This is a genomic window from Cupriavidus sp. Agwp_2 (assembly GCF_040784895.1).
Lineage (GTDB): Bacteria > Pseudomonadota > Gammaproteobacteria > Burkholderiales > Burkholderiaceae > Cupriavidus.
This window is the reverse complement of the sequence record NZ_CP088083.1, coordinates 1627809-1648887: the sequence shown is the minus strand read 5'-3', so window position 1 is coordinate 1648887 and position 21079 is coordinate 1627809. Positions and strand designations below refer to the sequence as shown.

The following is a 21079-nucleotide window of genomic DNA, read 5'->3' as shown; positions in this document are numbered from 1 at the left end:
CGCTGGCCGGAAGCGAGACCAGGGTGTGGGCGAAAAACCGCCCCCTGCCCTACTGGTCAGCCTCGCGCATCGCCATGCGACAAACCGCGGCCAGCGCCAGCAGGTTGGGGTCCCGTTCGCGGCGGCGCTGGAAGTTCAGGGCGATGGTCTGCTTGATGTCGTATTCGCCGGCCAGCGGCACGAACGCCACATTGCGCGAATACACGCCTTTCACCCGGCCCGGCAGCAACGTGTAGCCGATGCCGCCGCCCACCAGGTTCATCAGCGAAAAGATATCGCCGACCTTCATCACCACATTAGGCGTGAATTCGGCGATGCGGAACGCCTCGACAAAGCCGCTGTACGTGACGAAACCTTCGCTCAGGGTGACGAAGGGCTCGTCCCGGCAGGCGCGCAGGTCCACCGCGGGCATCGAGGCATAGGGCGAATCGGCCGGCGCCGCAAAGAAGATATCGTCCTCGAACAGCGGGATCGACTCGATCTCCGGGTCGGGGTCGGGCACCGCCATCAGCGCAGCGTCGATCGAGCCTTGCTTTAGCTTCTGCAGGAGGTCCGCATTCGATCCCAGCACCAGTTCGGTCTGCAGTTCCGGGCGCCGCAGCTTCAGGCCGATCACGATCTTCGGCACGGTCTGGACCGTCAGCGAATAGAGCGACCCGATCTTGAGGTGGTCGGCCGAAAAGCCGGCGGCCTCGCGCGTGGCGCGGATGCCGTCGGCCATGGCCTTGAGCACTTCCCTTGCCGTATCCGCCAGCACATGGGCGGCGTCGGTCGGGATCAGGTTGCGGCCCTCGTGGCGGAACAGCGCGCAGCTGGTGCCCTCTTCCAGCGAGTGCAGCGCACGGTGCACGCTGACCGTGCTGGTATCCAGGATCTCGGCCGCCTTGGCCAGGTTGCCCGATTCCATGAACGCCAGCAACGCTTCGAGCTTGCGGAAGGTGATCTCTTCGCCAATGCGGATTCTCATGGGGTCGGGGGTGCTCGGGTGCAGGTTGGGGGCAGGCTCCTATCTTAGCCGCGTGGCGGGCAATGCGCACCGCTAACTGGACTGGCCGAGTTGCGTGAGGATCGCAGGGTTCTCCAGCGTCGAGGTGTCCTGCGTAATCTCCTCGCCCTTGGCCAGCGATCGCAGCAGCCGGCGCATGATCTTGCCCGAGCGCGTCTTGGGCAGGTTGTCGCCGAAGCGGATGTCCCTGGGCTTGGCGATCGGGCCGATTTCCTTGCCGACCCAGTTGCGCAGCTCGGCAGCAAGCTTGGCCGCCTCGTCTCCGCTCGGCCGCGAGCGCTTGAGCACGACGAAGGCGCAGATCGCCTCGCCGGTCATGTCGTCGGGACGGCCGACCACCGCGGCCTCGGCCACCAGCGGATTGGACACCAGCGCCGACTCGATCTCCATCGTGCCCATGCGGTGGCCCGACACGTTCAGCACGTCGTCGATGCGGCCCATGATGGTGAAGTAGCCGGTGTCCTTGTCGCGGATCGAACCGTCGCCGGCCAGGTAGAGCTTGCCGCCCAGTTCTTCCGGGAAATAGCTCTTCCTGAAGCGCTCCGGGTCGCCCCAGATGGTGCGGATCATCGACGGCCACGGGCGCTTGACCACCAGGATGCCGCCATTGCCGTCAGGCACGTCATGGCCGGTCTCGTCGACGATGGCGGCCATGATGCCCGGCAGCGGCAGCGTGCACGAACCCGGCACCAGCGGCGTCGCGCCCGGCAGCGGCGTGATCATGTGGCCGCCGGTCTCGGTCTGCCAGAAGGTATCGACCACCGGGCAGTTCTCGTTGCCGATGTTCTTGTAGTACCACATCCACGCTTCCGGGTTGATCGGCTCGCCCACGGTGCCAAGCAGGCGCAGGCTCGACAGGTCGTATTGCTTCGGATGGATTTTCTCGTCGGCCTCGGCGGCCTTGATCAGCGAGCGGATCGCGGTCGGCGCGGTGTAGAAGATGCTGACCTTGTGGCGCGCAATCATGTCCCAGAAGCGGCCGGCGTTCGGGTACGTGGGCACGCCTTCGAACACTACCTGCGTGGCGCCGGCGGCCAGCGGGCCGTAGGCGATGTAGGTATGGCCGGTGACCCAGCCGATGTCGGCGGTACACCAGAACAGGTCGTCGGGCTTGAGGTCGAAGGTCCACTTCATCGTCATCAGCGCCCACAGCAGGTAGCCGCCGGTGCTGTGCTGCACGCCCTTGGGCTTGCCGGTGGAGCCCGAGGTATAGAGCACGAACAGCGGGTGCTCGGCGCCGACGGGCTCGGCCTCGCAGGTATCGGGCTGGTTGGCGCAGACGTCGTCGAGCCAGCGGTCGCGGCCCTCGGTCCAGCCGACGTTGCCGCCGGTGCGGCGGTAGACGATCACGCTCTTGACCGCCTCGCAGCCGCCCAGCGCCAGCGCGTCGTCGGCGATGGCCTTCAGCGGCAGCGCCTTGCCGCCGCGCATCTGCTCGTCGGCAGTGATCAGCGCCACCGCGCCCACGTCGACCAGCCGCTCCTGCAGCGACTTGGCGGAGAAGCCGCCGAACACCACCGAATGCGTGGCACCCAGGCGCGCGCAGGCCTGCATCGCGGCCACGCCTTCGACCGACATCGGCATGTAGATCACGACGCGGTCGCCCTTCCTGATGCCGAGCGTCTTCAGGCCATTGGCCAGGCGGCACACCTTCGCATGCAGTTCGCGGTAGGTGACGCGCGTCACGGTGCCATCGTCGGCCTCGAACACGATCGCGACCTTGTCGGCGTTGCCGTTTTCAAGGTTGCGGTCCAGGCAGTTGTAGGACGCGTTGAGCTGGCCGTCCTCGAACCACTTGTAAAACGGCGCGTTGCTCTCGTCCAGCACCTTGGTGAAGGGCTTGTTCCAGTGCAGCAGCTCGCGGGCGTGGCGCGCCCAGAAGCCTTCGTAGTCGCGTTCGGCTTCCTCGCACAGCGCCTGGTAGGCGGCGAGGTCGGGAATGGCGGCCGGCCGGGCCGGGGCCCGCGCGGGCCGGATGGCCTGCTGGGCGTGCATGACGGATTCAAGCAGTTTCATGGTCAGGAGTCAGGTAGCGGCAACAGGAATCAGAGCACGACGAAGACGAACCACAGCACGACTGGAGCGATCACGGTGACCAGCGCGCCATAGATCAGCAGCGTGCGGAAGAAGGCCTGCCGGTCCACGCCCTGCGCGTTGGCGAGCACCAGCGCGCCGTTGGTCGAGAACGGGCTGACGTCGACGATGGTGGAGGACACGGCCATCGCGGCGATAAAGCCGATCGCGCTCACGTCCGAGCCCTGCTGCAGGAACGGCACGGCCAGCGGGATCAGCGAACCCAGCACGGCGGTCGACGAAGCGAACGCCGACACCACCGCGCCGACCACGCACAGCAGCAGCGCGGCCATCAGCGGGGACGTCAGGCCGGCCACGCTGTGGCCGACAAAGTCGATGGTGCCCATCTTGTCCATCACCCCGACGAAGGTGCTGACGCCGACGATCAGCATGATCTCGGGCCACGACACCTGGCTCAGCGCGCGCTTTTGCAGCTCCGGCGCCATCAGCGTGAGCAGCAGCGCGATGGTCAGCGAGACAAAGCCGATATCGAGCTTGAAATAGAGCGTCAGCACCGCCAGCGCGACCAGGCCCGCCACGGTCAGGTACTGGTAAAGGCCGGCCGGCGCCTGGCTGGTGCCTTCGGCTTCGCCGCCGAGCACCGAAGCGGGGTCGCGCGCCATCGTCTTCTGCTCTTCCATGCCGGCCTCGGCCTCCGCATCGCCATAGATCTGCGCCCCCTGTGCCGGCACGGTGCGCGCGCCAAACGGCGCACCCATGGCCAGCACGCCGCCGGCGACCGGTTGCGGTGCGGGCGCCGCCGGCGCCGATTGGCGCATCAGGCGCAGCCCGCCCAGCGCAACGAAGAGGCCGGCGGCCACGGCCAGGTTCACGCCCAGGCTGGCGAATGCGGTTGCCATCTCGTTGAGCGGCAGCCCGGCCTTCTGCACGATCTTGTTGGTGATGCCGCCATAGATGCTGATCGGCGAGAAGCCCCCACCCTGCGCGCCGTGGATCACCATCAGGCCCATCAGCAGCGGATTGATGCCGTAGCGCGCGGCAAAGCCCAGCGCAATCGGCGCGATGATGGCCACCGCCGCCGGACTGACCGCGCCGACCGACGTCAGCAGCGCCGCGATCATGAACATGATCCACGGAATGGCGGCGATCCTGCCGCCCACGGCGCGCACCGCGAGCCGCACCAGCCAGTCGATGGTGCCGTTGTTCTGCGCCACGGCGAACAGGTAGGTGATGCCGACCAGCGTGAGGAACAGGTCGGCAGGAAAGCCGGCAAGGATCGCCTTGGCCGGCATGGCCGCGACCAGCGTACCGACCAGGAAGGCGCCGACAAAGGCTAGTGCGCCCATGTTGATCGGCAGGACCGTGGCGATGACGAACATCAGCCCGAGCACCGAGATGGAAATGACGTGAGGGGACATAACGGCTCCGTGGCGGCGTGCGCGCGTCTGCGCACACCGCCTGGCAAGGAAGTCAGGGGAATCCGGCAGCGCGGGTGCCCGGCCGGAGATTCGGATCTGCCGCTACGGCAACGTATGGAAGGGATAGGCCATGATGTCTTGTCTCCTTGTTTGTGAGGCCGCCTGGAACGGCACCGAACGGGCCCGAGGCTGCGCCCGTGTCGTCTTGTTGGTTTGGCTGAACGATATGGCGCCGGGGCGCGGCCATCAATTAAGCGGTCGGGCCGATCCTTACGGAAAGCGGAAAACAGGCGCTCACGAAACGCTGGGCGGTCGCCAGAAAGGCGGCTGCATTGCCATGGAAGGCCTTTGACGGCACGCCGGATATCTCCGGCCCGCGGCCAGCGAGGTGCATCCGGGACGACTTTCGGATCTCCCGAACCGGTAAACCCGTTTCGCTATAGTTCTGCACATCGACAGCGCTGGACGAACCACCGACCTCCCGGAACCGGCATGCAAAAGAGAACTTTCCTGAAGCTGGCGGCGGCCTCCGCCCTTGCCACCCAGCTGCCCCGCTGGGCCCTCTCCGCCACGCTGCGCGGGCGCGACCTGTTCAAACTGGGCGTGGCGAGCGGCGCCCCCACGCCGGACGGATTCGTGCTGTGGACGCGCCTGCTCGACGGCGCCGTCCCGGGTACGCCCCAGGCCGATGCCCAGGGCATCACGCCGCTGCAAGGTCCGCTGACCGTCCAGTGGGAAGTCGCCGAGGATGAAGCGTTCCGTCGCATCGTCCGCCGCGGCCAGGCGCAGGCGCGGCCCGAACTGGGCCATTCGGTTCATGTGGAAGTCGACGGGCTGCGCCCGGACCGCTGGTACTTCTACAGGTTCATGCACGGCGACGCAGCCACCGCCCCTGCCCGCACCCGCACCGCGCCGGCGGCCGACACGCTGGCCCCGCGCGTGCGCTTTGCCTTTGCCTCCTGCCAGCGCTGGGAACAGGGCCACTACGCCGCGTACCGGCAGATGCGGCAGGAAGACCTGGACCTGGTGGTGTTCCTGGGCGATTACATCTACGAGACCGCGGTGCCCGCCAACGCGCGCGCGCACCTGCCGCGCACGCACAGCCTGCCCACCGCGACCAGCCTGCAGGACTTCCGCGACCGCTACGCGCTGTACAAGAGCGACCCGCTGCTGCAGGCCATGCATGCCGCGTGCCCGTGGCTGGTCACCTGGGACGACCATGAAGTCCAGAACGACTACGCGGGACGCGCGGGCAGCGAGCCCGCGGCAGCGTTTCTCGCCCGGCGCACAGCCGGCTACCAGGCGTTCTACGAAAACATGCCGATCCGCGCGAGCACGCTGGTGCGGGGCACGGCGGGCCTTGGCTCGCCGGATGCGCTGAGCATCCAGGCACGCCACCGCTGGGGCCGGCTGGTCGATTTCCATGTGCTGGACGACCGCCAGTACCGCGATATCCAGCCCTGCCGCGAACCTGGCCCGCCCCGCAAGGGCTCGGTGTCCCCCGGCGAATGCAGCGCGCTCTATGACCCACGCCGCACCATGCTGGGCGGCGCGCAGGAGCAATGGCTGGCACAGGGCCTGGCGCAGGACCGGCGCGACCAGACGCGCTGGAGCGCGATCGCCCAGCAGACCATCTTCTCGCGGCGCAACTACAAGGCGCCGCCGGAGGAAGCCTTCCACAGCGACACCTGGGACGGCTATCCCGCCGCGCGCCAGCGCCTGCTCGACAGCATCGCGGCGGCGGCGCCACGCAACACCGTGTTCATCGGCGGCGATATCCACCAGAACTACGCCTGCAATGTGCTGGCGGACTTCAGCGACCCGTCATCCCGCGTGATCGCCAGCGAGTTCTGCACGACCTCCATCGCCTCGGCCTCGGGCAGCAGCGTGCAGAGCGTCGCAAAAATCGTGGCCCAGAATCCGCATATCGTGCAGGCGCGGCCGGACCAGCGCGGCTACACCGTGGTGGAGGCCACGCCCGCACGGTGGGCCGCCACGCTGCGCGCGGTGGAAGACGTGGCCCGCGTGGACAGCCCGGTCGGCACGCAGGCGGCGTTTGTGGTGGAGAACCGGCGCCCGGGCGTGCAGCGGGCCGGGGCTGGCTAGATTGCATGCTGTCTGCCCGGCGTCGGCGACGCCGGGTTCCTCGGCGGATTTCATAAAAGCGGGTGAGGCCTGCGGCGGCGAGAACACCATGCACACGGGGCTGCCGGTGCGCGCGCTGAAGCCGGTGGGATAGAGCCGGCCTGAGTCGGGATTGATGTGGAAGGCGACGATGGTGTCGCTGTCTTCGTTGAGCGCGTACAGGAGGCGCCCCGTGGGGTCCGTGGTGAAGAAGCGCGGCGTGCGCCCGAGCGACAGGTCGGCGCCGGCAAAGCGCAGCAGGCTGGTGCGCGGGTCCACCACAAACACCGCGATGCTGTCGTGGCCGCGGTTGGACGCATAGACGAAGCGCCCGCCGTGGTCCACTTCGATCCCGGCCGCGCGGCTGTTGCCGGTGAAGGTTTCGGGCAGCGTCGACAGGATCTGCAGCGGTGTGAGCTGCGCCGTGTTGCGGTTGTACGAATACGTCGTCACGGTCGAGTCCAGCTCGTTGACGACATACGCATAGCGGCCGTTGGGATGGAAGGCAACATGCCGCGGCCCGGACGACTCGCGCGACTCGACAAAGCCGGGCGACGCCGGCGCCAGCCTGCCGTCGGCAAAGCGGAAGGCGAAGGTGCGGTCCAGTCCCTTGTCCGGAACGATGACGAAGTTGCCGGACGGATCGAACGGGTTGAAATGGGGCTCGGCCTGCTTCTGCTCGATCCGGTGCGGGCCGACTGGGCCATCCAGCTTGACCAGCTGCGTCATCTCGCCCAGCGCGCCCTCGCCGTCCAGCGGCAATACCGCGAGGCTGGCGCCAATGTGATTGGACACCACCACAAACCGCTCGCTCGGGTCCAGCGCCAGGTGAACGGGGTTCTTGCCGTGGGTGCTCTGGCGGTTGATGAATTCCAGCCGCCCGCTGGCACGGTCGACCGCGAAGGCGCTGATGTCGCTCACGTCGCCATGCACGCTGTACAGGCGGTCGCCGCGGCGGTTCAGCGCCAGGAACGACGGGTTGACGAGATCGCCGACGACTTGCACCGGTTCCAGTGCGCCACTGCCGGCCTCCACGCGAAACACGCTGATGCCCTCACCGCGGGCGTTGCGCTCACGGGTGGTCCGGGAGCCGACATAGGCGTACATGAACTTTCCTTTCGATGGTCTGGATTGGTGGCTCGGGCTAGCGCTCCGGGCAGCGTGGGCGGGGTCGGCGATGGCGCCCAGCCCCGCCAGCACAACGGCGGAAGCGGCGCCTTGCAGCAGGTGCCGGCGCGTGGCGTTCGGCCAATGAGAGGGATCTGACACTTTCGGGGATTGCATCTGGCTGTCTTCGGGTTTTCACTTGATTGCATTTTTACGCATAAACATGCAAATATACAGTCATGAAAAACACCAACCCCACCCCAACGGCAGCGTTGAGCGTCGGTAACGCCACTTACCGCATCGTCGACCTGCCTGCCGTCGCCGGCGACAAGCTCTGGCGCCTGCCTGTCGTCCTCCGCCTGCTGCTGGAGAATGTGATCCGCAATGCCGAAGGCGCCGAGCGCGACGACGCCGTCGGCGGCATCCTGGCGTGGCTGGAGCACGCCACCAGCGAAGCCGAGATCGCCTACCAGCCCGGCCGCGTGCTGATGCACGACACCACCAGCACCCCCGCGCTGGTCGACGTGGCCGCGATGCGCGATGCCGTGGCCGAGGCCGGCCGCGATCCCGACCTGCTCAATCCGGTGCTGCCGGTGGATTCGTCGGTGGACCACTCGCTGGCGGTCGAGTACTACGCCCGCCCCGACGCCGTGCCGCTCAACCTGGAAACCGAAACGCGCCGCAATGCCGAGCGCTACGGCTTCCTGCGCTGGGCCTCGAAGGCGCTGCACGGCGTGCGCATCCATCCGCCGGGCACCGGCATCATGCACACCATCAACCTCGAGCAGCTCGCCACCGTGGTCACGTGCGAACAGCGCGGCGGCGAAGCCTGGGCCGTGCCGGACATGATGATCGGCACCGACAGCCATACACCCATGGTCAACGGCATCGGCGTGCTGGGCTGGGGCGTGGGCGGGCTGGAGGCGCAGACGGTGATGTTCGGCATGCCGGTGATGCAGCGCATTCCCGACGTCATCGGCGTGCGCCTGACCGGCGCGCTGCGCGCGGGCGTGCTGGCCACGGACCTTGCGCTGACGGTGACCAAGCGGCTGCGCGACCTGGGCGTTTCCGGCGAATTCGTGGAGTTCTTCGGGCCGGGCGTGTCGACGCTGTCGGCGAACGAGCGCGCCGTGGTCGCCAACATGGCGCCCGAGTACGGCGCCACCACGGGGTTCTTCCCGGTCGACGACCGCACGCTGCAATACCTGCGCAGCACCGGCCGCGACGAGACCGCGATCGCGCTGGTCGAGGCATATACGCGCCGCGTCGGCCTGTGGTTCGACGGCGCCGCGCGGCCGCGCTACACCACCGTGCTGGAACTGGATCTCGAAACCGTGGGCATGCACGTGGCCGGCCCGCGCCGTCCGCAGGACCTGCTTGGCTATGCCGAAACGGCGCGCGCGCTGGAAAAGTTCGGCTTCACGCCGTCGCATGCGCATCCCGGCATGCCCAGGCATCCGGTCGCGCTGGCGGCGATCACCAGCTGCACCAATACCACCGATCCGGCGCTGCTGGTCGCTGCCGCACTGGTCGCGCGCAAGGCGCGCTCGCTCGGCCTGCGGGTGCCGGCGTGGATCAAGACATCGCTGGCGCCGGGATCGCCGGCGGCGGCGCGCTACCTGGAGCGCGCGGGCCTGATCGATGATCTCGCCGCGGTCGGTTTCGATATCGTCGGCTACGGCTGCACCACCTGCATCGGCAACCCCGGCCCGCTGACGCAGCCGATTGCCGAGGCCATCGCCGATGGCAGCGCGCAGCCGGTGGCGATCCTGTCGGGCAACCGCAATTTCCCGGGGCGCGTCCACCCGGACCTGAGCCTGGGCTTCATCATGTCGCCGCCGCTGGTGGTCGCGTTTGCGCTGGCCGGCAATGCCGAGGCCGACCTGAGCCGCGACCCGGTGCAGACCGCCGCGGACGGCACGCGGGTTTATTTGAAGGACCTGTGGCCGACCCGCGAAGAGATCGACGCACTGGTGGCGCGCGGCGCCGCGCCCGCCGACTACCGCGAGGCCTTCCGCGTCGCCACCGCCAACCCGCTGTGGCACGCCCTGCCCTCGGCCGACACGCCGCGCTACCCGTGGAGCCCGGCCTCGACCGCGCTTCGCCGCCCGCCGTTTGCCTCGGCCGACCAGGGCAGCCAGCTTGGCAGCTACACGGCTTATCCGCTGCTGGTGCTGGGCGACGACATCACCACCGACCATATCTCGCCTGCCAGCGCGATCCCGAAGGACAGTTTCATTGCCGACTTCCTGGTCGCGCGCGGCGAGGACCGCAACGACCTGAACGTGTTCGCCTCGCGCCGCGGCAACTGGGAAGTGATGATGCGCGCCGCGTTCTACAACAAGACGCTGGCCAACCTGCTGCATCCGGCCGCGCCGGTGGGCCATACGCTGCACGTGCCCAGCAATGCAGTGCAGCCGATCTTCGAAGTCGCCGAGCGCTACCGTGCCGCCGGCGATCCGGTGGTGCTGGTTGCCGGCGAACGCTACGGCACCGGCTCGTCGCGCGACTGGGCCGCCAAGGGCCAGCGGCTGCTCGGCATCCGCGCGGTGATCGCACCGAGCTTCGAGCGCATTCATCGTTCCAACCTGATCGGCATGGGCATCCTGCCGGTCCGGCTGCCGCGCGGCACCGGGCCGCACACACTCGACATCAGGCCGGGAGACAAGATCCACGTGGAGGCGCCCGCGCATGCCATCGCGCCACGCTGCCGCGTCCCAATCCGCATCGAGCGCGCCAGCGGCGCTGTCGATGTGATCGATGCCACCGCCGCGGTCGAGACGCAGCTCGAAGTCGAACTGCTGCGGCGCGGCGGCGTCATCCCGCTGATCCTGCACAAGACGCTGTCGCAGCCCGCCGCCTGACGCGTGCTGTCCCGCCGCTCGCCATGCGCTGTCGCGAGCTTTCCCGAACTCGCGGGCCTGCACTTGCCCGGCCTGCCCCCAAGCCCTGATTTCGCCATGCGCCCTGACCCAGACCTGATTGCAGCCTTCGCCCCGACCGGCGTGCTGCGTGCGTCGATCAACCTCGGCAATCCGATCCTCGCCAACCGCGGCGAGGATGGCCAGCCTTTCGGCGTGTCCGTCGACCTTGCCAACGCGCTGGCTCAGCGGCTGGACCTGCCGCTGCAGCTGGTGGTGGTCGACGCCGCCGGCAAATCGGTTGAAGTGGTTTCCAGCGAGGAGGCCGACGTCGGCTTCTTCGCCATCGATCCCAAGCGTGCCGCGACCATCCATTTCACCGCGCCGTACGTGCTGATCGAAGGCTGGTACCTGGTGCGCGATGCCTCGCCGGTCCGCTCCAACGCCGAGGTCGACATCGCCGGCAACCGCGTGGCGGTCGGCAAGGGCAGCGCCTATGACCTGTTCCTGACGCGCGAACTGAAGGCGGCGCAGATCGTGCGCGCGCCGACTTCGCCCACGGTGGTCCAGGCCTTCCTGGAGCAAGGACTGGAAGTGGCCGCCGGCGTGCGCCAGCAACTGGAAGCCGATGCCGCGAAGCACCCCGGCCTGCGCCTGCTGGACGAGCGCTTCATGGTGATCCGCCAGGCCATGGGCCTGCCGCAAAGCCGCGGCAGCGCCGCCGCAGCGTACCTGCATGCCTTTGTTGAGGAGATGAAGGCGAGCGGCCTGGTCGCGCAGGCGCTGGCCCGGCACCAGATCGCGGGGGCATCGGTCGCGCCCGCCGAGGCTGCCGCCTGATTTCTTCAATTCCCTTACGTTTTACCCCCGCCTGCGCCGCCGCCATCGCACCTCACCGCGCAGGCCGCCAGGACATGACAACAGGAGACACCATGCTTGCCAAACTGAACCGGTTCGCCGCCACCACCGCGCTGGCCCTGCTGGGCACCGCCGTGCCGCTGCACCACGCCCACGCGCAGGCCGCGCCACTGGAACTGAAGATCACCGCCCCCGCCGCACCCGGCGGCGGCTGGGACGGCGCTTCGCGCTCGCTGCAGCAGGCCATGGTCGCCAGCGGCGCGGCCAAAAGCGTGCAGGTCAACAACATCCCCGGCGCCGGCGGCACCGTGGGCCTGGCGCAGTTCGTCAACAACGCCAAGGGCGACGGCAACCAGCTGATGACCATGGGCATCACCATGCTCGGCGCGGTGGTCACCAACAAGGCGCCGGTCAGCCTCGACAAGGTCACGCCGATCGCGCGCCTGACCGCCGATGCGCTGGTCGTGGTGGTGCCGGCGAACTCGCCGCACAAGAGCATCCAGGACCTGGCGGCAGCGATCAAGGCCGATGCCGGCAAGGTGGTGTGGGCCGGCGGCTCCGCCGGCGGCGCCGACCACATGCTGGCGGCGCTGGTGGTCAAGGCCGCGGGCGGCAACACCGCGCGGCTGAACTACGTGCCGTTCTCCGGCGGCGGCGAGGCGCTGGCGGAAATGCTGGGCGGCCGCGTCACCGCCGGGGTCTCGGGCTACAACGAATTCGAAAGCCAGATCAAGACCGGCAAGCTGCGCGCGCTGGCGATGTCGTCGGCGCAGCGCATGCCCGGCATCGCGGTGCCGACGCTGAAGGAGCAAGGGCTGGACGTCGAGCTGCTGAACTGGCGCGGCATCGTGGCGCCGCCCAATGTTTCACCGCAACAGGCCGCGGCGCTGGCCGCCGCGGTCGACAAGGCGGTCAAGTCGCCGGAATGGCAGAAGATCCTGAAGGCCCGCGGCTGGGACGATGCCTACCTGCCCGCCGACAAGTTCGGCGCCTACCTGAAGTCTGAACAGGCGCGCGTGCGCGACATCCTGGCATCGATCGGACTGGCGAAATGAAAGCGATGACGACCCACGCCCAACCCACACCACGCAGCGCCGCGGCGCGCTTCGATAAACCCAGGGCCATCGTCGGCGCCGGGCTGTTGCTGCTGGCGCTGGTGGTATTCGCCGATGCCAGCCAGCTGCCGCCGGCGCCCGCCGCAGGCGTCGGCCCCGCCGTCGGCATGCTGTTCGTGGCCGGGCTGCTCGGCGTGCTCGGCGCCTTGCACCTGGTCACCGCGGCGCGCCGCGCCGGCGTAACGGAAGCAACGGAAACAACGGAAACAACGGAAACGCCGGCGCGCGAGCCGATGAACTGGAAGGCGGTCGGCTGGGTGCTGGCCGGGCTGCTGGCGCTGATGGCGGTGCTGCAACTGCAGTCCGGCTTTATCGCCGGCGCCACGCTGCTGTTCATCGCCACCGCGCTGGGCTTCGGCGAGCGCCGCGTGATCCGGTCGGCCGCGATCGGCGTGGTGCTGAACCTGGTGGTGTATGCGTTCTTTGCCAAGGCCTTGTCGCTGGCGCTGCCCGCCGGGCCGCTGGAACGCCTGGTATTCGGTTAAGCCGGCAAAGAAGGGAGTTGCAAATGGATGTCTTTACCTACCTTGCCCAGGGCCTCGCCGTTGCGGCGCAGCCGGGCAACCTGCTCTTTGCCGGCATCGGCGTGCTGCTCGGCACGCTGGTCGGGATCCTGCCGGGCATCAGCCCGTCGCTGACCGTGGCGCTGCTGCTGCCGGTCACGTTCAAGCTCGACCCGACCGGCTCGCTGATCATGTTCGCCGGCATCTACTTCGGCGGCATGTACGGCAGTTCGACCACGGCGATCCTGATCAACACGCCGGGCGAAGTGGCCTCGATCGCCACCGCCATCGAAGGCCACCGCATGGCCCGCGCCGGCCGTGCCGGCCAGGCGCTTGCCACCGCGGCGATAGGCTCCTTCGTGGCCGGCACGCTGGCCACCGTGGGCCTGGCGCTGCTGGCGCCGGTGCTGGTCGACCTGGCGGTGAAGTTCGGGCCGTGGGATTACTTTGCGCTGATGGTGCTGGCCTTTGTCACGGTGTCGGCCACCTTCGGCGATTCCACGCTGCGCGGGCTGACCAGCCTGGCGCTGGGCATCGGCCTGGGGCTGATCGGCATCGACAAGCTCACCGGGCAGGCGCGGCTGACCTTCGGCGTGCCGGAGATGCTCGACGGCATCCAGGTCACGACGCTGGCGGTGGGCCTGTTCGCGATGGGCGAGACGTTCTTTTCCGCGGCGAAGTTCAAGGGCGTGCACGACACCATCGAGGCCGTCAAAGGCGGCCTGCGCATGACCGCCATGGACTGGAAGCGCTCGTGGAAAGCCTGGCTGCGCGGCACCGCCCTCGGCTTCCCGATCGGTGCGCTGCCGGCCGGCGGCGCCGAGGTGCCGACGCTGCTGTCGTACACCCTCGAGCGCAAGCTGACCGACCACCAGGACGAGTTTGGCCGCGGCGCGATCGAAGGCGTGGCGGGCCCGGAGGCGGCCAACAACGCCGCCGCCACCGGCACGCTGGTGCCGCTGCTGACGCTGGGCCTGCCCACCTCCGCCACCGCCGCGATGATGCTGGCCGGCTTCCAGCAATACGGGCTGGTGCCGGGGCCGCTGCTGTTCGCCGACAAGCCCGATCTGGTCTGGGGGCTGGTGGCCAGCCTGTTTATCGGCAACGTGATGCTGCTGGTGCTGAACCTGCCGCTGATCGGCATCTGGGTGCGCCTGCTCAAGCTGCCGCAGCCCTGGCTGTACGCCGGCATCCTGGTGTTCGCCGCGATGGGCACGCTGGCGGCCAACCCGTCCATCGTCGAGCTGGGCATGCTGGTCGTGTTCGGGCTGGTCGGCTTTGCCATGCGCTGCCACGACTACCCGGTCGCGCCGATGATCGTCGGGCTGATCCTGGGGCCGATGGCCGAAAGCCAGTTCCGCCGCGCGATGCAGATGAGCCTGGGCGACCCGCTGGTGTTCGTATCGCATCCCGGCTCGGCGACGCTGCTGGCACTGGCCGCCGCCGCGCTGGCGGCACCCTTCGTATTCAAAGGCCTGCGCAAGATGGGCGGTGCCGACGAATAAGCGCTGGCAAGTCCCCTGGCAAAAGATCGCCAGGCTCCGGGAACTGGGCGGCAACCCCGCCCCGACGTCGCCGGGGCAGTTCAGGGCGTTTATCCAGCAGGAGTCGGTGAAGTTCGGGCGCATCGTCGAGGACGCCAGGATCTCGCCCGACAGCTGAGGCATGGCGCCGCGACGTCCGTCACGGCGCTGCGGCATGGGCGGCAATGCGCGTCCGCTGCCTGCCGCCCTTGCGGCTTACTCCACGCTGGCCAGCCGTGCCCCTGCCGCGAGGAACACGCCCGTTTCCGACTGCCACGTGACGCGGCCGTTGCGATGGGCATGGACCTGCATCTCCATCTTCATCGCTTCCATCACGGCGATCAGGTCGCCTTCCTTGACCTCATCCCCCACGTTGACCTTCCAGGCCTGCACCGTGCCGGCAATCGGCGAAGGCAGGTCGGCGGCATTGGTGGTGGCAGCCGGCGCGGGAACAGCGGCACCGCCCTGCACCGGCGCGTCGGCCAGGCCGCGCAGCAGCTGCGCCGGCAGGCCCAGCACCATGCGGCGGCCGTCGATCTCGATCGCGGTGCGCAGCAGGCTGCCATCCGGCTGCGGCTCGGCGCGTACGGCGGCGGCCAGCGGCTCGGTGAAGTCGGACTCGATCCAGCGCGTATGGACCCTGAAGCCGTCGGCGCCAAGGAAATCGGCGTGGTCGATCACGGCGCGGTGGAACGGCAGCACCGAGGCCACGCCCTCGATCCTGAACTCGCGCAGCGCGCGGCGCGCCCGCGCCAGCGCCTGCTCGCGCGTGGCGCCGGTCACGATCAGCTTGGCCATCAGCGAGTCGAAGGTGCCGGGCACCACCGAGCCGGTCTGCACGCCCGAATCGACGCGCACACCCGGGCCCGACGGGGCCTCGAAGCGCTGCACCGGGCCCGGCGTGGGCAGGAAGCCGCGGCCGACATCTTCGGCGTTGATGCGGAACTCGATCGAATGGCCCAGCGGCGCCGGCGTTTCGGTGATCGACAGCGGCAGGCCGTCGGCCACGCGCAGCTGCTCGACGACCAGGTCGACGCCGGTGGTCTGCTCGGTCACCGGGTGCTCGACCTGCAGGCGGGTGTTGACCTCCAGGAACGAGATCGCGCCGCCGGTGCTGAGCAGGAATTCGACGGTGCCGGCGCTGGTGTAGCCCGCGGCGGCGCAGATATCGCGCGCGGCGGCGTGGATGCGGGCACGCTGTTCGTCGCTCAGGAACGGCGCCGGGGCCTCTTCCACCAGCTTCTGGTTGCGCCGCTGCAGCGAGCAGTCGCGCGTGCCGAGCACCACCACGTTGCCATGCTGGTCAGCGAGCACCTGGGCTTCGATATGGCGCGGCTTGTCGAGGAACTGCTCGACGAAGCATTCGCCCCGGCCAAAGGCGGTGACCGCCTCGCGCACGGCCGACGCGTACAGCTCTTCGACCTCATCCATGCGCCAGGCGATCTTCATGCCGCGGCCGCCGCCGCCGAACGCCGCCTTGATGATGATGGGCAGGCCGTGGCGCTCGGCAAAGGCCAGCACTTCGTTGGCGTCGGTCACCGGATCAGCAGTGCCGGCCACCAGCGGCGCGCCCACCTGCAGCGCGATCTTGCGCGCTTCCACCTTGTCGCCCAGCCGGGCGATGGTTTCCGGCGACGGTCCGATCCAGGTCAGCCCGGCATCGATCACCGCGCGGGCGAAGGCTTCGCTTTCCGACAGGAAGCCATAACCCGGGTGCACCGCGTCGGCACCGCTGCGGCGCGCGATCTCCAGCAGCTTGGGGATATTCAGGTAGGTGTCCGCCGGGCGGTCGCCGTCGAGGCCGTAGGCTTCGTCGGCCAGGCGCGCGTGGATCGCGTCGATATCGGCGTTGGCATAGACGGCGACGGAGGCCACGCCATAGTCGGCGCAGGCGCGGATGATGCGAACGGCGATCTCGCCACGGTTGGCAATCAGGACTTTCTTCATGGCAGTTACGGTTGCAGTTCTTCGAAGGCGCCGACGGGATTGAAGCGCAGCCAGGCACCGACCGGGATTTGTCCGGCGCGGTCGAGGTGATAAGGCGCCACGGCACCGATCACGGGATAGCCGCCAGTCAGCGGATGGTCGGCCAGGAACAATACGGGTTGGCCGCTCGGCGGCACTTGCAGCGCCCCGAGCGCGGTGCCTTCGCTGGGCAGCTCGCCGGAGATGGCGCGCGCCAGCGGCACTTCGCCGGCCAGGCGCAGGCCCACGCGGTTGGATTGCGGCGTAACCTGCCAGCGCTGCGCGGCCAGACGCTCTGCGGATTCGGCGGTGAACCAGTCGGTGCGGGGGCCAAGCACCACGTCCAGCACGACCTCCTGCTCCACCGTGGGCAGGTTCTCGGCAGGCATTTCGGGGGTGCCCACGATGGCGCCGGCCGGAGCCGGCCGCAGGTCGATCACATCGCCCACCGCCAGCGGCGCGGGGCCGACCCTGGCCAGCGTGTCGGTGGCGCAGCTGCCCAGCACCGGTGCCACCGCAAACCCGCCGCGCGCGGCCACGTAGCAGCGCGCGCCGGCCAGCGGCTGGCCAATGGCCAGCGTGTCGCCATCGGCGAGCGCCACGGCCTGGTGGTTCGGGACTTCCCATTGCCGTCCATCGACGGTGCGCACCGTCAGCGGCGCATCGGCGCCGGTGACTGCCAGCACGCTCTCGCCGACGCTCTGCAGCTGCAGGCCGCCGCCGATGGTCTCGAGCGCCGCGGCATCGCTGCCATTGCCCACCAGCCGGTTGGCGGCCTTGAGCGCCGCCTGGTCCATCGCGCCCGAGGCGGACACGCCCTGCCCCGCCTGGCCGTGCCGGCCCAGGTCCTGGAACACGGTCTGCAGGCCGGTGCCCTTCACCTTCAGCGCCGCGGCGGCAGGTGCCTTGTCCGCCGGCAATGCCGCGCGCACCGGCGCGACGGAGGCAATGGCGCCGGTGGGATCCGCCATGCCATTGAGTGTCGCGATATCGACAAAGCGCACGCGATAGCCAGGCTGCAGCAGCGCGGGCTGGTCGCGATCCAGGTCCCACATCGCCACCGGCGTCACGCCGAGGATCTGCCAGCCGCCGGGGCTGGCTTGCGGATACACGCCGCTGAAGGTACCCGCCAGGCCGACGGCGCCGGCGGGAATGCGCGTGCGCGGCGTGCTGCGGCGCGGCACGTCTAAGCTGGGATGGCCGCCGCTCAGGTAGGCAAAGCCCGGGGCAAAGCCGGTAAAGGCCACGGTGTATTCGCTGCCGGTGTGGCGGCGCACGACTTCCTCCGGCGTGATGCCGAGCAGCCCGGCGACCTCGGCCAGGTCCTCGCCGTCATAGCGCACGGGGATTTCGACCAGGATGTCGCTGCGCTCGACGCGCTGCGACAGGTCGCGCGCGGCGATGGCCCGCACCAGCGCCGCGGCGCTGGTGGCCGCGGGGCGGAAGTGAACGAGGATGGTGCGCGCGGCGGGCACCAGCTCGACCACGCCATGCAGCGGATCGCGCTGCAGCGAGGCCAGCAGGGCCAGTGTCTGGCCGAGGTCGGCCAGCTCTACCAGCAGGGCATTCGAGGTGACGGGCAGGAAACGCAAGACTAGCTCCGCAATGGACCCGGCGGTCTCAGACGTGGTACGTGCTGTCCGGCACGTCGGTAATGAACATATGGCCCGGCGCGTGGGTCACGGCGAACGGCACGCCGGACGCCATCACGGCCGCCTGGGGCGTGACGCCGCAGGCCCAGAACACGGGGATCTCGCCCGGTTCGATGCGCACGGCGTCGCCGAAGTCAGGCTTGCCGATATCGGCGATGCCCAGCGCGGCCGGGTCGCCCACGTGGACCGGCGCGCCATGCACCGACGGGAAACGCCCGCTGATGGAGACGGCATCGGCAACGCGGTGCGCGGGGATGGGCCGCATCGACACCACCAACTCGCCATGCAGGCGGCCGGCGGGACGGCACTGGCGGCTGGTGCGGTACATCGGCACGTTGGAGCCGTCGGCGATATGGCGCACCTCGATGCCGGCCTCTTGCAGCGGCGTTTCGAAGGTGAAGCTGCAGCCGATCAGGAAGGTGACCAGGTCCGGATGCTCGGCCCACAGCGGCGTGGCATCGGCCACCTCTTCCACCAGCTTGCCGTCGCGCCAGACGCGGTACAACGGAATGTCGGTGCGCACGTCCGCGCCTTCGGCCAGCGTGGTCTGGTGCGCGCCCGCCTCGATCACGTCGAGCACGGGACAGGCCTTGGGATTGCGCTGCGCGTACAGCAGGAAATCCCAGGCCCAGTCGCGCGGCAAGGCGATCATGTTGGCCTGCGTCATGCCCGGCGCAATGCCGGCGGTCGGCTGCACGGTGCCGGCACGATAGCTCGCGCGCGCTTCGCGGGCGGCGTTCACCGCGGCAATGCGGGCGCGTTCCAGTGCGGATGCTTGCATGGGTGTTTCTCCAGTGTGTTCAGGGCCAGGGGGCTCAGGCGAAGGCACGAATCGCGATACCGTCGCGCTCCAGCGCGGCGCGCACGGCGCGCGCCATCTCGAGCGCGCCGTCGCTGTCGCCGTGCACGCAGATCGATTGCGCTTCCACGCGCGCCACGCTGCCGTCGATGGCGAGCACCGTGCCTTCGCGCACCAGGCGCAGCATGCGCTGCGCCACGTCGGCGGCATCGTGCAGCACCGCGCCCTTCTCGCGGCGGGACACCAGCGTGCCCTGCGGCGTGTAGGCGCGGTCGGCGAACGCTTCGGCGATCACGCGCAGGCCGGCCTCGCGCGCCCAGCCCACCAGCGGCGAGCCGGCCAGCGCCACCAGCGCCAGTTCCGGGTTCACCGCGCGGATGGCGGCGATCACGTCGCGCGCCTGGCGTTCGTCGCTGGCGATGGTGTTGTAGAGCGCGCCGTGCGGCTTCACATAGCGCACGGAGGTGCCGACGGTGGCGGCCATGCCCGACAGTGCGCTGATCTGGTAGATCACGTCAGCCACCAGGTCGGCGCTGGCCACGTCCATGTTGCGGCGGCCAAAGCCCTGCAGGTCAGGATACGAAACGTGCGCGCCCACGACGACGCCGCGCTCCGCCGCGGCCTTCAGCGTCTGCAGGATGCCTGCCGGATCGCCGGCATGGAAGCCGCAGGCCACGTTGGCGCTGCTGACGATATCCAGCATGGCGGCATCGTTGCCCATGCTCCAGGCGCCGAAGCTCTCGCCGAGGTCGCTGTTCAGATCGATATGCATAGTGTGGTTCGGTGCTTCAGGGCTTCGGTGCTTTAGTACTTCAGTGCGCTGCCTCGGCCTCGCCGAGCAGTTCGCGCCCACGGGTTTCCGGCAGCATCAGGCAGGCGACCACCACCAGCGCATAGGCGCCGGCGGCCAGGTAGCCGATCGCCACGCCCAGCGACATCGATGCGCTCATGTGCCCGATCATGGCCGGGAAGATCGAACCGACCGCGCGGCCGAAGTTGTAGCAGAAGCCCTGCCCCGAACCGCGGATATGGCTGGGGTACAGCTCGGTCAGGTAAGCCCCCATGCCCGAGAAGATGCCCGACAGGAAGAAGCCCAACGGGAAGCCCAGCACCAGCATCGCCGCGTCGGTGATGGGCAGCTGCGTGTAGCAGACCACGAGGATGGCCGCGCTTACCGCGAACAGCATGAAGCAACGGCGGCGTCCCAGGTGGTCGGACAGCCAGGCGCTGGTCAGGTAGCCGGCGAATGAGCCTGCGATCAGCACCATCAGGTAGCCGCTGGTGTTGAGCACCGACAGGTTGCGCTCCATCTTCAGGTAGGTGGGCAGCCACGTGGTCACCGAATAGTAGGCACCCTGCATGCCGGTCGCGAGCAGGCTGGCCAGCACCGTGACGCGCAGCACGCCGGGCTTGAAGATCAGCATGAAGTTGTTGCTTTCGCCGGTGCGGGCCAGCTTTGCCTGGGTTTCGCGGTACACCTTGGGCTCGCTGATATTGCGGCGGATGTAGAGGATAAAGACCGCGGGCAGCACGCCGGTCCAGAACAGCACGCGCCAGGCGTATTGCTGATCGACCAGGGCATAGACCGCCCAGAACGCGACCGCCGAAAGCCCCCAGCCGACCGCCCAGCTGCTCTGCACCAGGCCGACGGCCTTGCCGCGGTGGCGGGCGCGGATCATCTCGGCGATCAGCAAGGAGCCGACCGACCATTCGCCGCCGAAGCCCAGGCCTTGCAGCATGCGCGTGACGAACAACTGCTCGGGTGAATTGGTGAAGCCGCTCAGGAAGGTGAAGAAGCTGAACCAGAGCACGGTCAGCTGCAGGATCCGCACGCGGCCGTACTTGTCGGCCAGGATGCCGGCCAGCCAGCCGCCGACGGCCGAGCTGATCAGCGCGCCGGTCGCGATATAGCCGGCTTCGGCCTTGGTCATGCCCCACACGAGAATGAACGTGGGGATCATGAAGGTGTAGATCATGTAGTCGAAGGCATCGACGCCATAGCCGACAAAAGCGGCAAAGAGCGTCTTGCGCTCTTCTCCGGTAGTTTCTTTAAGCCACATGGTTGCGCTCACTAAGAGATGGACAAAGCGTGGGAGAAAGCTCGTCGCGTTATC

General features: G+C 68.8%; 14 protein-coding genes and 2 pseudogenes. 7 read left to right on the top strand and 9 right to left on the bottom strand.

Annotated elements, in window-relative coordinates:
• Window positions 1-49: 49 nt before the first annotated feature.
• From LPA45_RS07655 to LPA45_RS07645, 3 genes and pseudogenes are all read right to left on the bottom strand, one after another.
• The gene (locus tag LPA45_RS07655) at window positions 50-967 is read right to left on the bottom strand and encodes a LysR substrate-binding domain-containing protein (RefSeq protein WP_116322556.1); all 918 of its coding nucleotides are present in this window, start codon (window positions 965-967) and stop codon (window positions 50-52) included.
• Between the two features lie 72 nt (window positions 968-1039).
• Window positions 1040-2956: pseudogene (gene acs / locus LPA45_RS07650) on the bottom strand (acetate--CoA ligase); the annotation flags it as partial.
• A 95-nt stretch (window positions 2957-3051) separates the two neighbouring features.
• Entirely contained in the window at window positions 3052-4458 is a 1407-nt protein-coding gene (locus tag LPA45_RS07645) for an SLC13 family permease (RefSeq protein WP_116323341.1), read from the bottom strand.
• Between the two features lie 492 nt (window positions 4459-4950).
• Between LPA45_RS07645 and LPA45_RS07640 the strand changes: the two genes are divergently transcribed.
• On the top strand, window positions 4951-6564 hold the full coding sequence (locus LPA45_RS07640; RefSeq protein ID WP_116323342.1) for an alkaline phosphatase: 1614 nt from the start codon (window positions 4951-4953) through the stop codon (window positions 6562-6564).
• 66 nt (window positions 6565-6630) lie between these two features.
• On the opposite strand, the pseudogene LPA45_RS07635 reads toward LPA45_RS07640, so the two are convergent.
• A pseudogene (locus tag LPA45_RS07635) lies at window positions 6631-7689 on the bottom strand (lactonase family protein); the annotation flags it as partial.
• A gap of 239 nt (window positions 7690-7928) precedes the next feature.
• Here LPA45_RS07635 and acnA point away from each other — a divergent pair.
• From acnA to LPA45_RS07605, 6 genes are all read left to right on the top strand, one after another.
• Window positions 7929-10553: an aconitate hydratase AcnA gene (acnA, locus tag LPA45_RS07630; RefSeq protein ID WP_116323343.1), complete on the top strand. Its 2625-nt coding sequence runs from the start codon at window positions 7929-7931 to the stop codon at window positions 10551-10553.
• 96 nt (window positions 10554-10649) lie between these two features.
• Window positions 10650-11390: an ABC transporter substrate-binding protein gene (locus LPA45_RS07625; RefSeq protein ID WP_116323344.1), complete on the top strand. Its 741-nt coding sequence runs from the start codon at window positions 10650-10652 to the stop codon at window positions 11388-11390.
• A 92-nt stretch (window positions 11391-11482) separates the two neighbouring features.
• Entirely contained in the window at window positions 11483-12463 is a 981-nt protein-coding gene (locus LPA45_RS07620; protein WP_116323345.1) for a tripartite tricarboxylate transporter substrate binding protein, read from the top strand.
• Complete coding sequence (locus LPA45_RS07615; RefSeq protein ID WP_317925433.1) at window positions 12460-13008, top strand: tripartite tricarboxylate transporter TctB family protein; 549 nt, start codon at window positions 12460-12462, stop codon at window positions 13006-13008. Before LPA45_RS07620 ends, LPA45_RS07615 begins: the two co-directional genes overlap by 4 nt.
• A 23-nt stretch (window positions 13009-13031) precedes the next feature.
• Complete coding sequence (locus LPA45_RS07610; protein WP_116323347.1) at window positions 13032-14531, top strand: tripartite tricarboxylate transporter permease; 1500 nt, start codon at window positions 13032-13034, stop codon at window positions 14529-14531.
• Window positions 14518-14688 (top strand): hypothetical protein, encoded by a 171-nt coding sequence (locus LPA45_RS07605; protein WP_158577751.1) that lies wholly within the window; start codon window positions 14518-14520, stop codon window positions 14686-14688. Before LPA45_RS07610 ends, LPA45_RS07605 begins: the two co-directional genes overlap by 14 nt.
• A gap of 77 nt (window positions 14689-14765) precedes the next feature.
• Here LPA45_RS07605 and LPA45_RS07600 read toward each other — a convergent pair whose 3' ends face one another.
• From LPA45_RS07600 to LPA45_RS07580, 5 genes are read right to left on the bottom strand one after another with little or no spacing between them, the layout of a single operon-like run.
• Window positions 14766-16496, bottom strand: a complete 1731-nt coding sequence (locus LPA45_RS07600; RefSeq protein ID WP_116323348.1) for a biotin carboxylase N-terminal domain-containing protein — start codon at window positions 16494-16496, stop codon at window positions 14766-14768.
• A gap of 5 nt (window positions 16497-16501) precedes the next feature.
• Window positions 16502-18106 carry a 5-oxoprolinase subunit PxpB gene (pxpB, locus tag LPA45_RS07595; RefSeq protein ID WP_116323349.1) on the bottom strand — a complete coding sequence of 535 codons (1605 nt, stop codon included), beginning with the start codon at window positions 18104-18106 and terminating at the stop codon, window positions 16502-16504.
• A gap of 28 nt (window positions 18107-18134) precedes the next feature.
• Window positions 18135-18947, bottom strand: a complete 813-nt coding sequence (locus LPA45_RS07590; protein WP_116323350.1) for a putative hydro-lyase — start codon at window positions 18945-18947, stop codon at window positions 18135-18137.
• A gap of 34 nt (window positions 18948-18981) precedes the next feature.
• Complete coding sequence (locus LPA45_RS07585; protein WP_116323351.1) at window positions 18982-19737, bottom strand: LamB/YcsF family protein; 756 nt, start codon at window positions 19735-19737, stop codon at window positions 18982-18984.
• 40 nt (window positions 19738-19777) lie between these two features.
• Window positions 19778-21025, bottom strand: a complete 1248-nt coding sequence (locus tag LPA45_RS07580; protein ID WP_116323352.1) for an MFS transporter — start codon at window positions 21023-21025, stop codon at window positions 19778-19780.
• Window positions 21026-21079 lie beyond the last annotated feature (54 nt).

Bases quoted from the DNA above. Each gene is read 5' to 3' on its own strand.
- LPA45_RS07640 (WP_116323342.1), top strand. From the start codon at position 4,951: ATGCAAAAGAGAACTTTCCTGAAGCTGGCGGCGGCCTCCGCCCTTGCC.
- LPA45_RS07615 (WP_317925433.1), top strand. From the start codon at position 12,460: ATGAAAGCGATGACGACCCACGCCCAACCCACACCACGCAGCGCCGCG.
- LPA45_RS07655 (WP_116322556.1), bottom strand. From the start codon at position 967: ATGAGAATCCGCATTGGCGAAGAGATCACCTTCCGCAAGCTCGAAGCG.
- LPA45_RS07610 (WP_116323347.1), top strand. From the start codon at position 13,032: ATGGATGTCTTTACCTACCTTGCCCAGGGCCTCGCCGTTGCGGCGCAG.
- LPA45_RS07600 (WP_116323348.1), bottom strand. From the start codon at position 16,496: ATGAAGAAAGTCCTGATTGCCAACCGTGGCGAGATCGCCGTTCGCATC.
- LPA45_RS07585 (WP_116323351.1), bottom strand. From the start codon at position 19,737: ATGCATATCGATCTGAACAGCGACCTCGGCGAGAGCTTCGGCGCCTGG.
- LPA45_RS07580 (WP_116323352.1), bottom strand. From the start codon at position 21,025: ATGTGGCTTAAAGAAACTACCGGAGAAGAGCGCAAGACGCTCTTTGCC.
- LPA45_RS07625 (WP_116323344.1), top strand. From the start codon at position 10,650: ATGCGCCCTGACCCAGACCTGATTGCAGCCTTCGCCCCGACCGGCGTG.
- acnA (WP_116323343.1), top strand. From the start codon at position 7,929: ATGAAAAACACCAACCCCACCCCAACGGCAGCGTTGAGCGTCGGTAAC.
- LPA45_RS07590 (WP_116323350.1), bottom strand. From the start codon at position 18,947: ATGCAAGCATCCGCACTGGAACGCGCCCGCATTGCCGCGGTGAACGCC.
- LPA45_RS07620 (WP_116323345.1), top strand. From the start codon at position 11,483: ATGCTTGCCAAACTGAACCGGTTCGCCGCCACCACCGCGCTGGCCCTG.
- LPA45_RS07645 (WP_116323341.1), bottom strand. From the start codon at position 4,458: ATGTCCCCTCACGTCATTTCCATCTCGGTGCTCGGGCTGATGTTCGTC.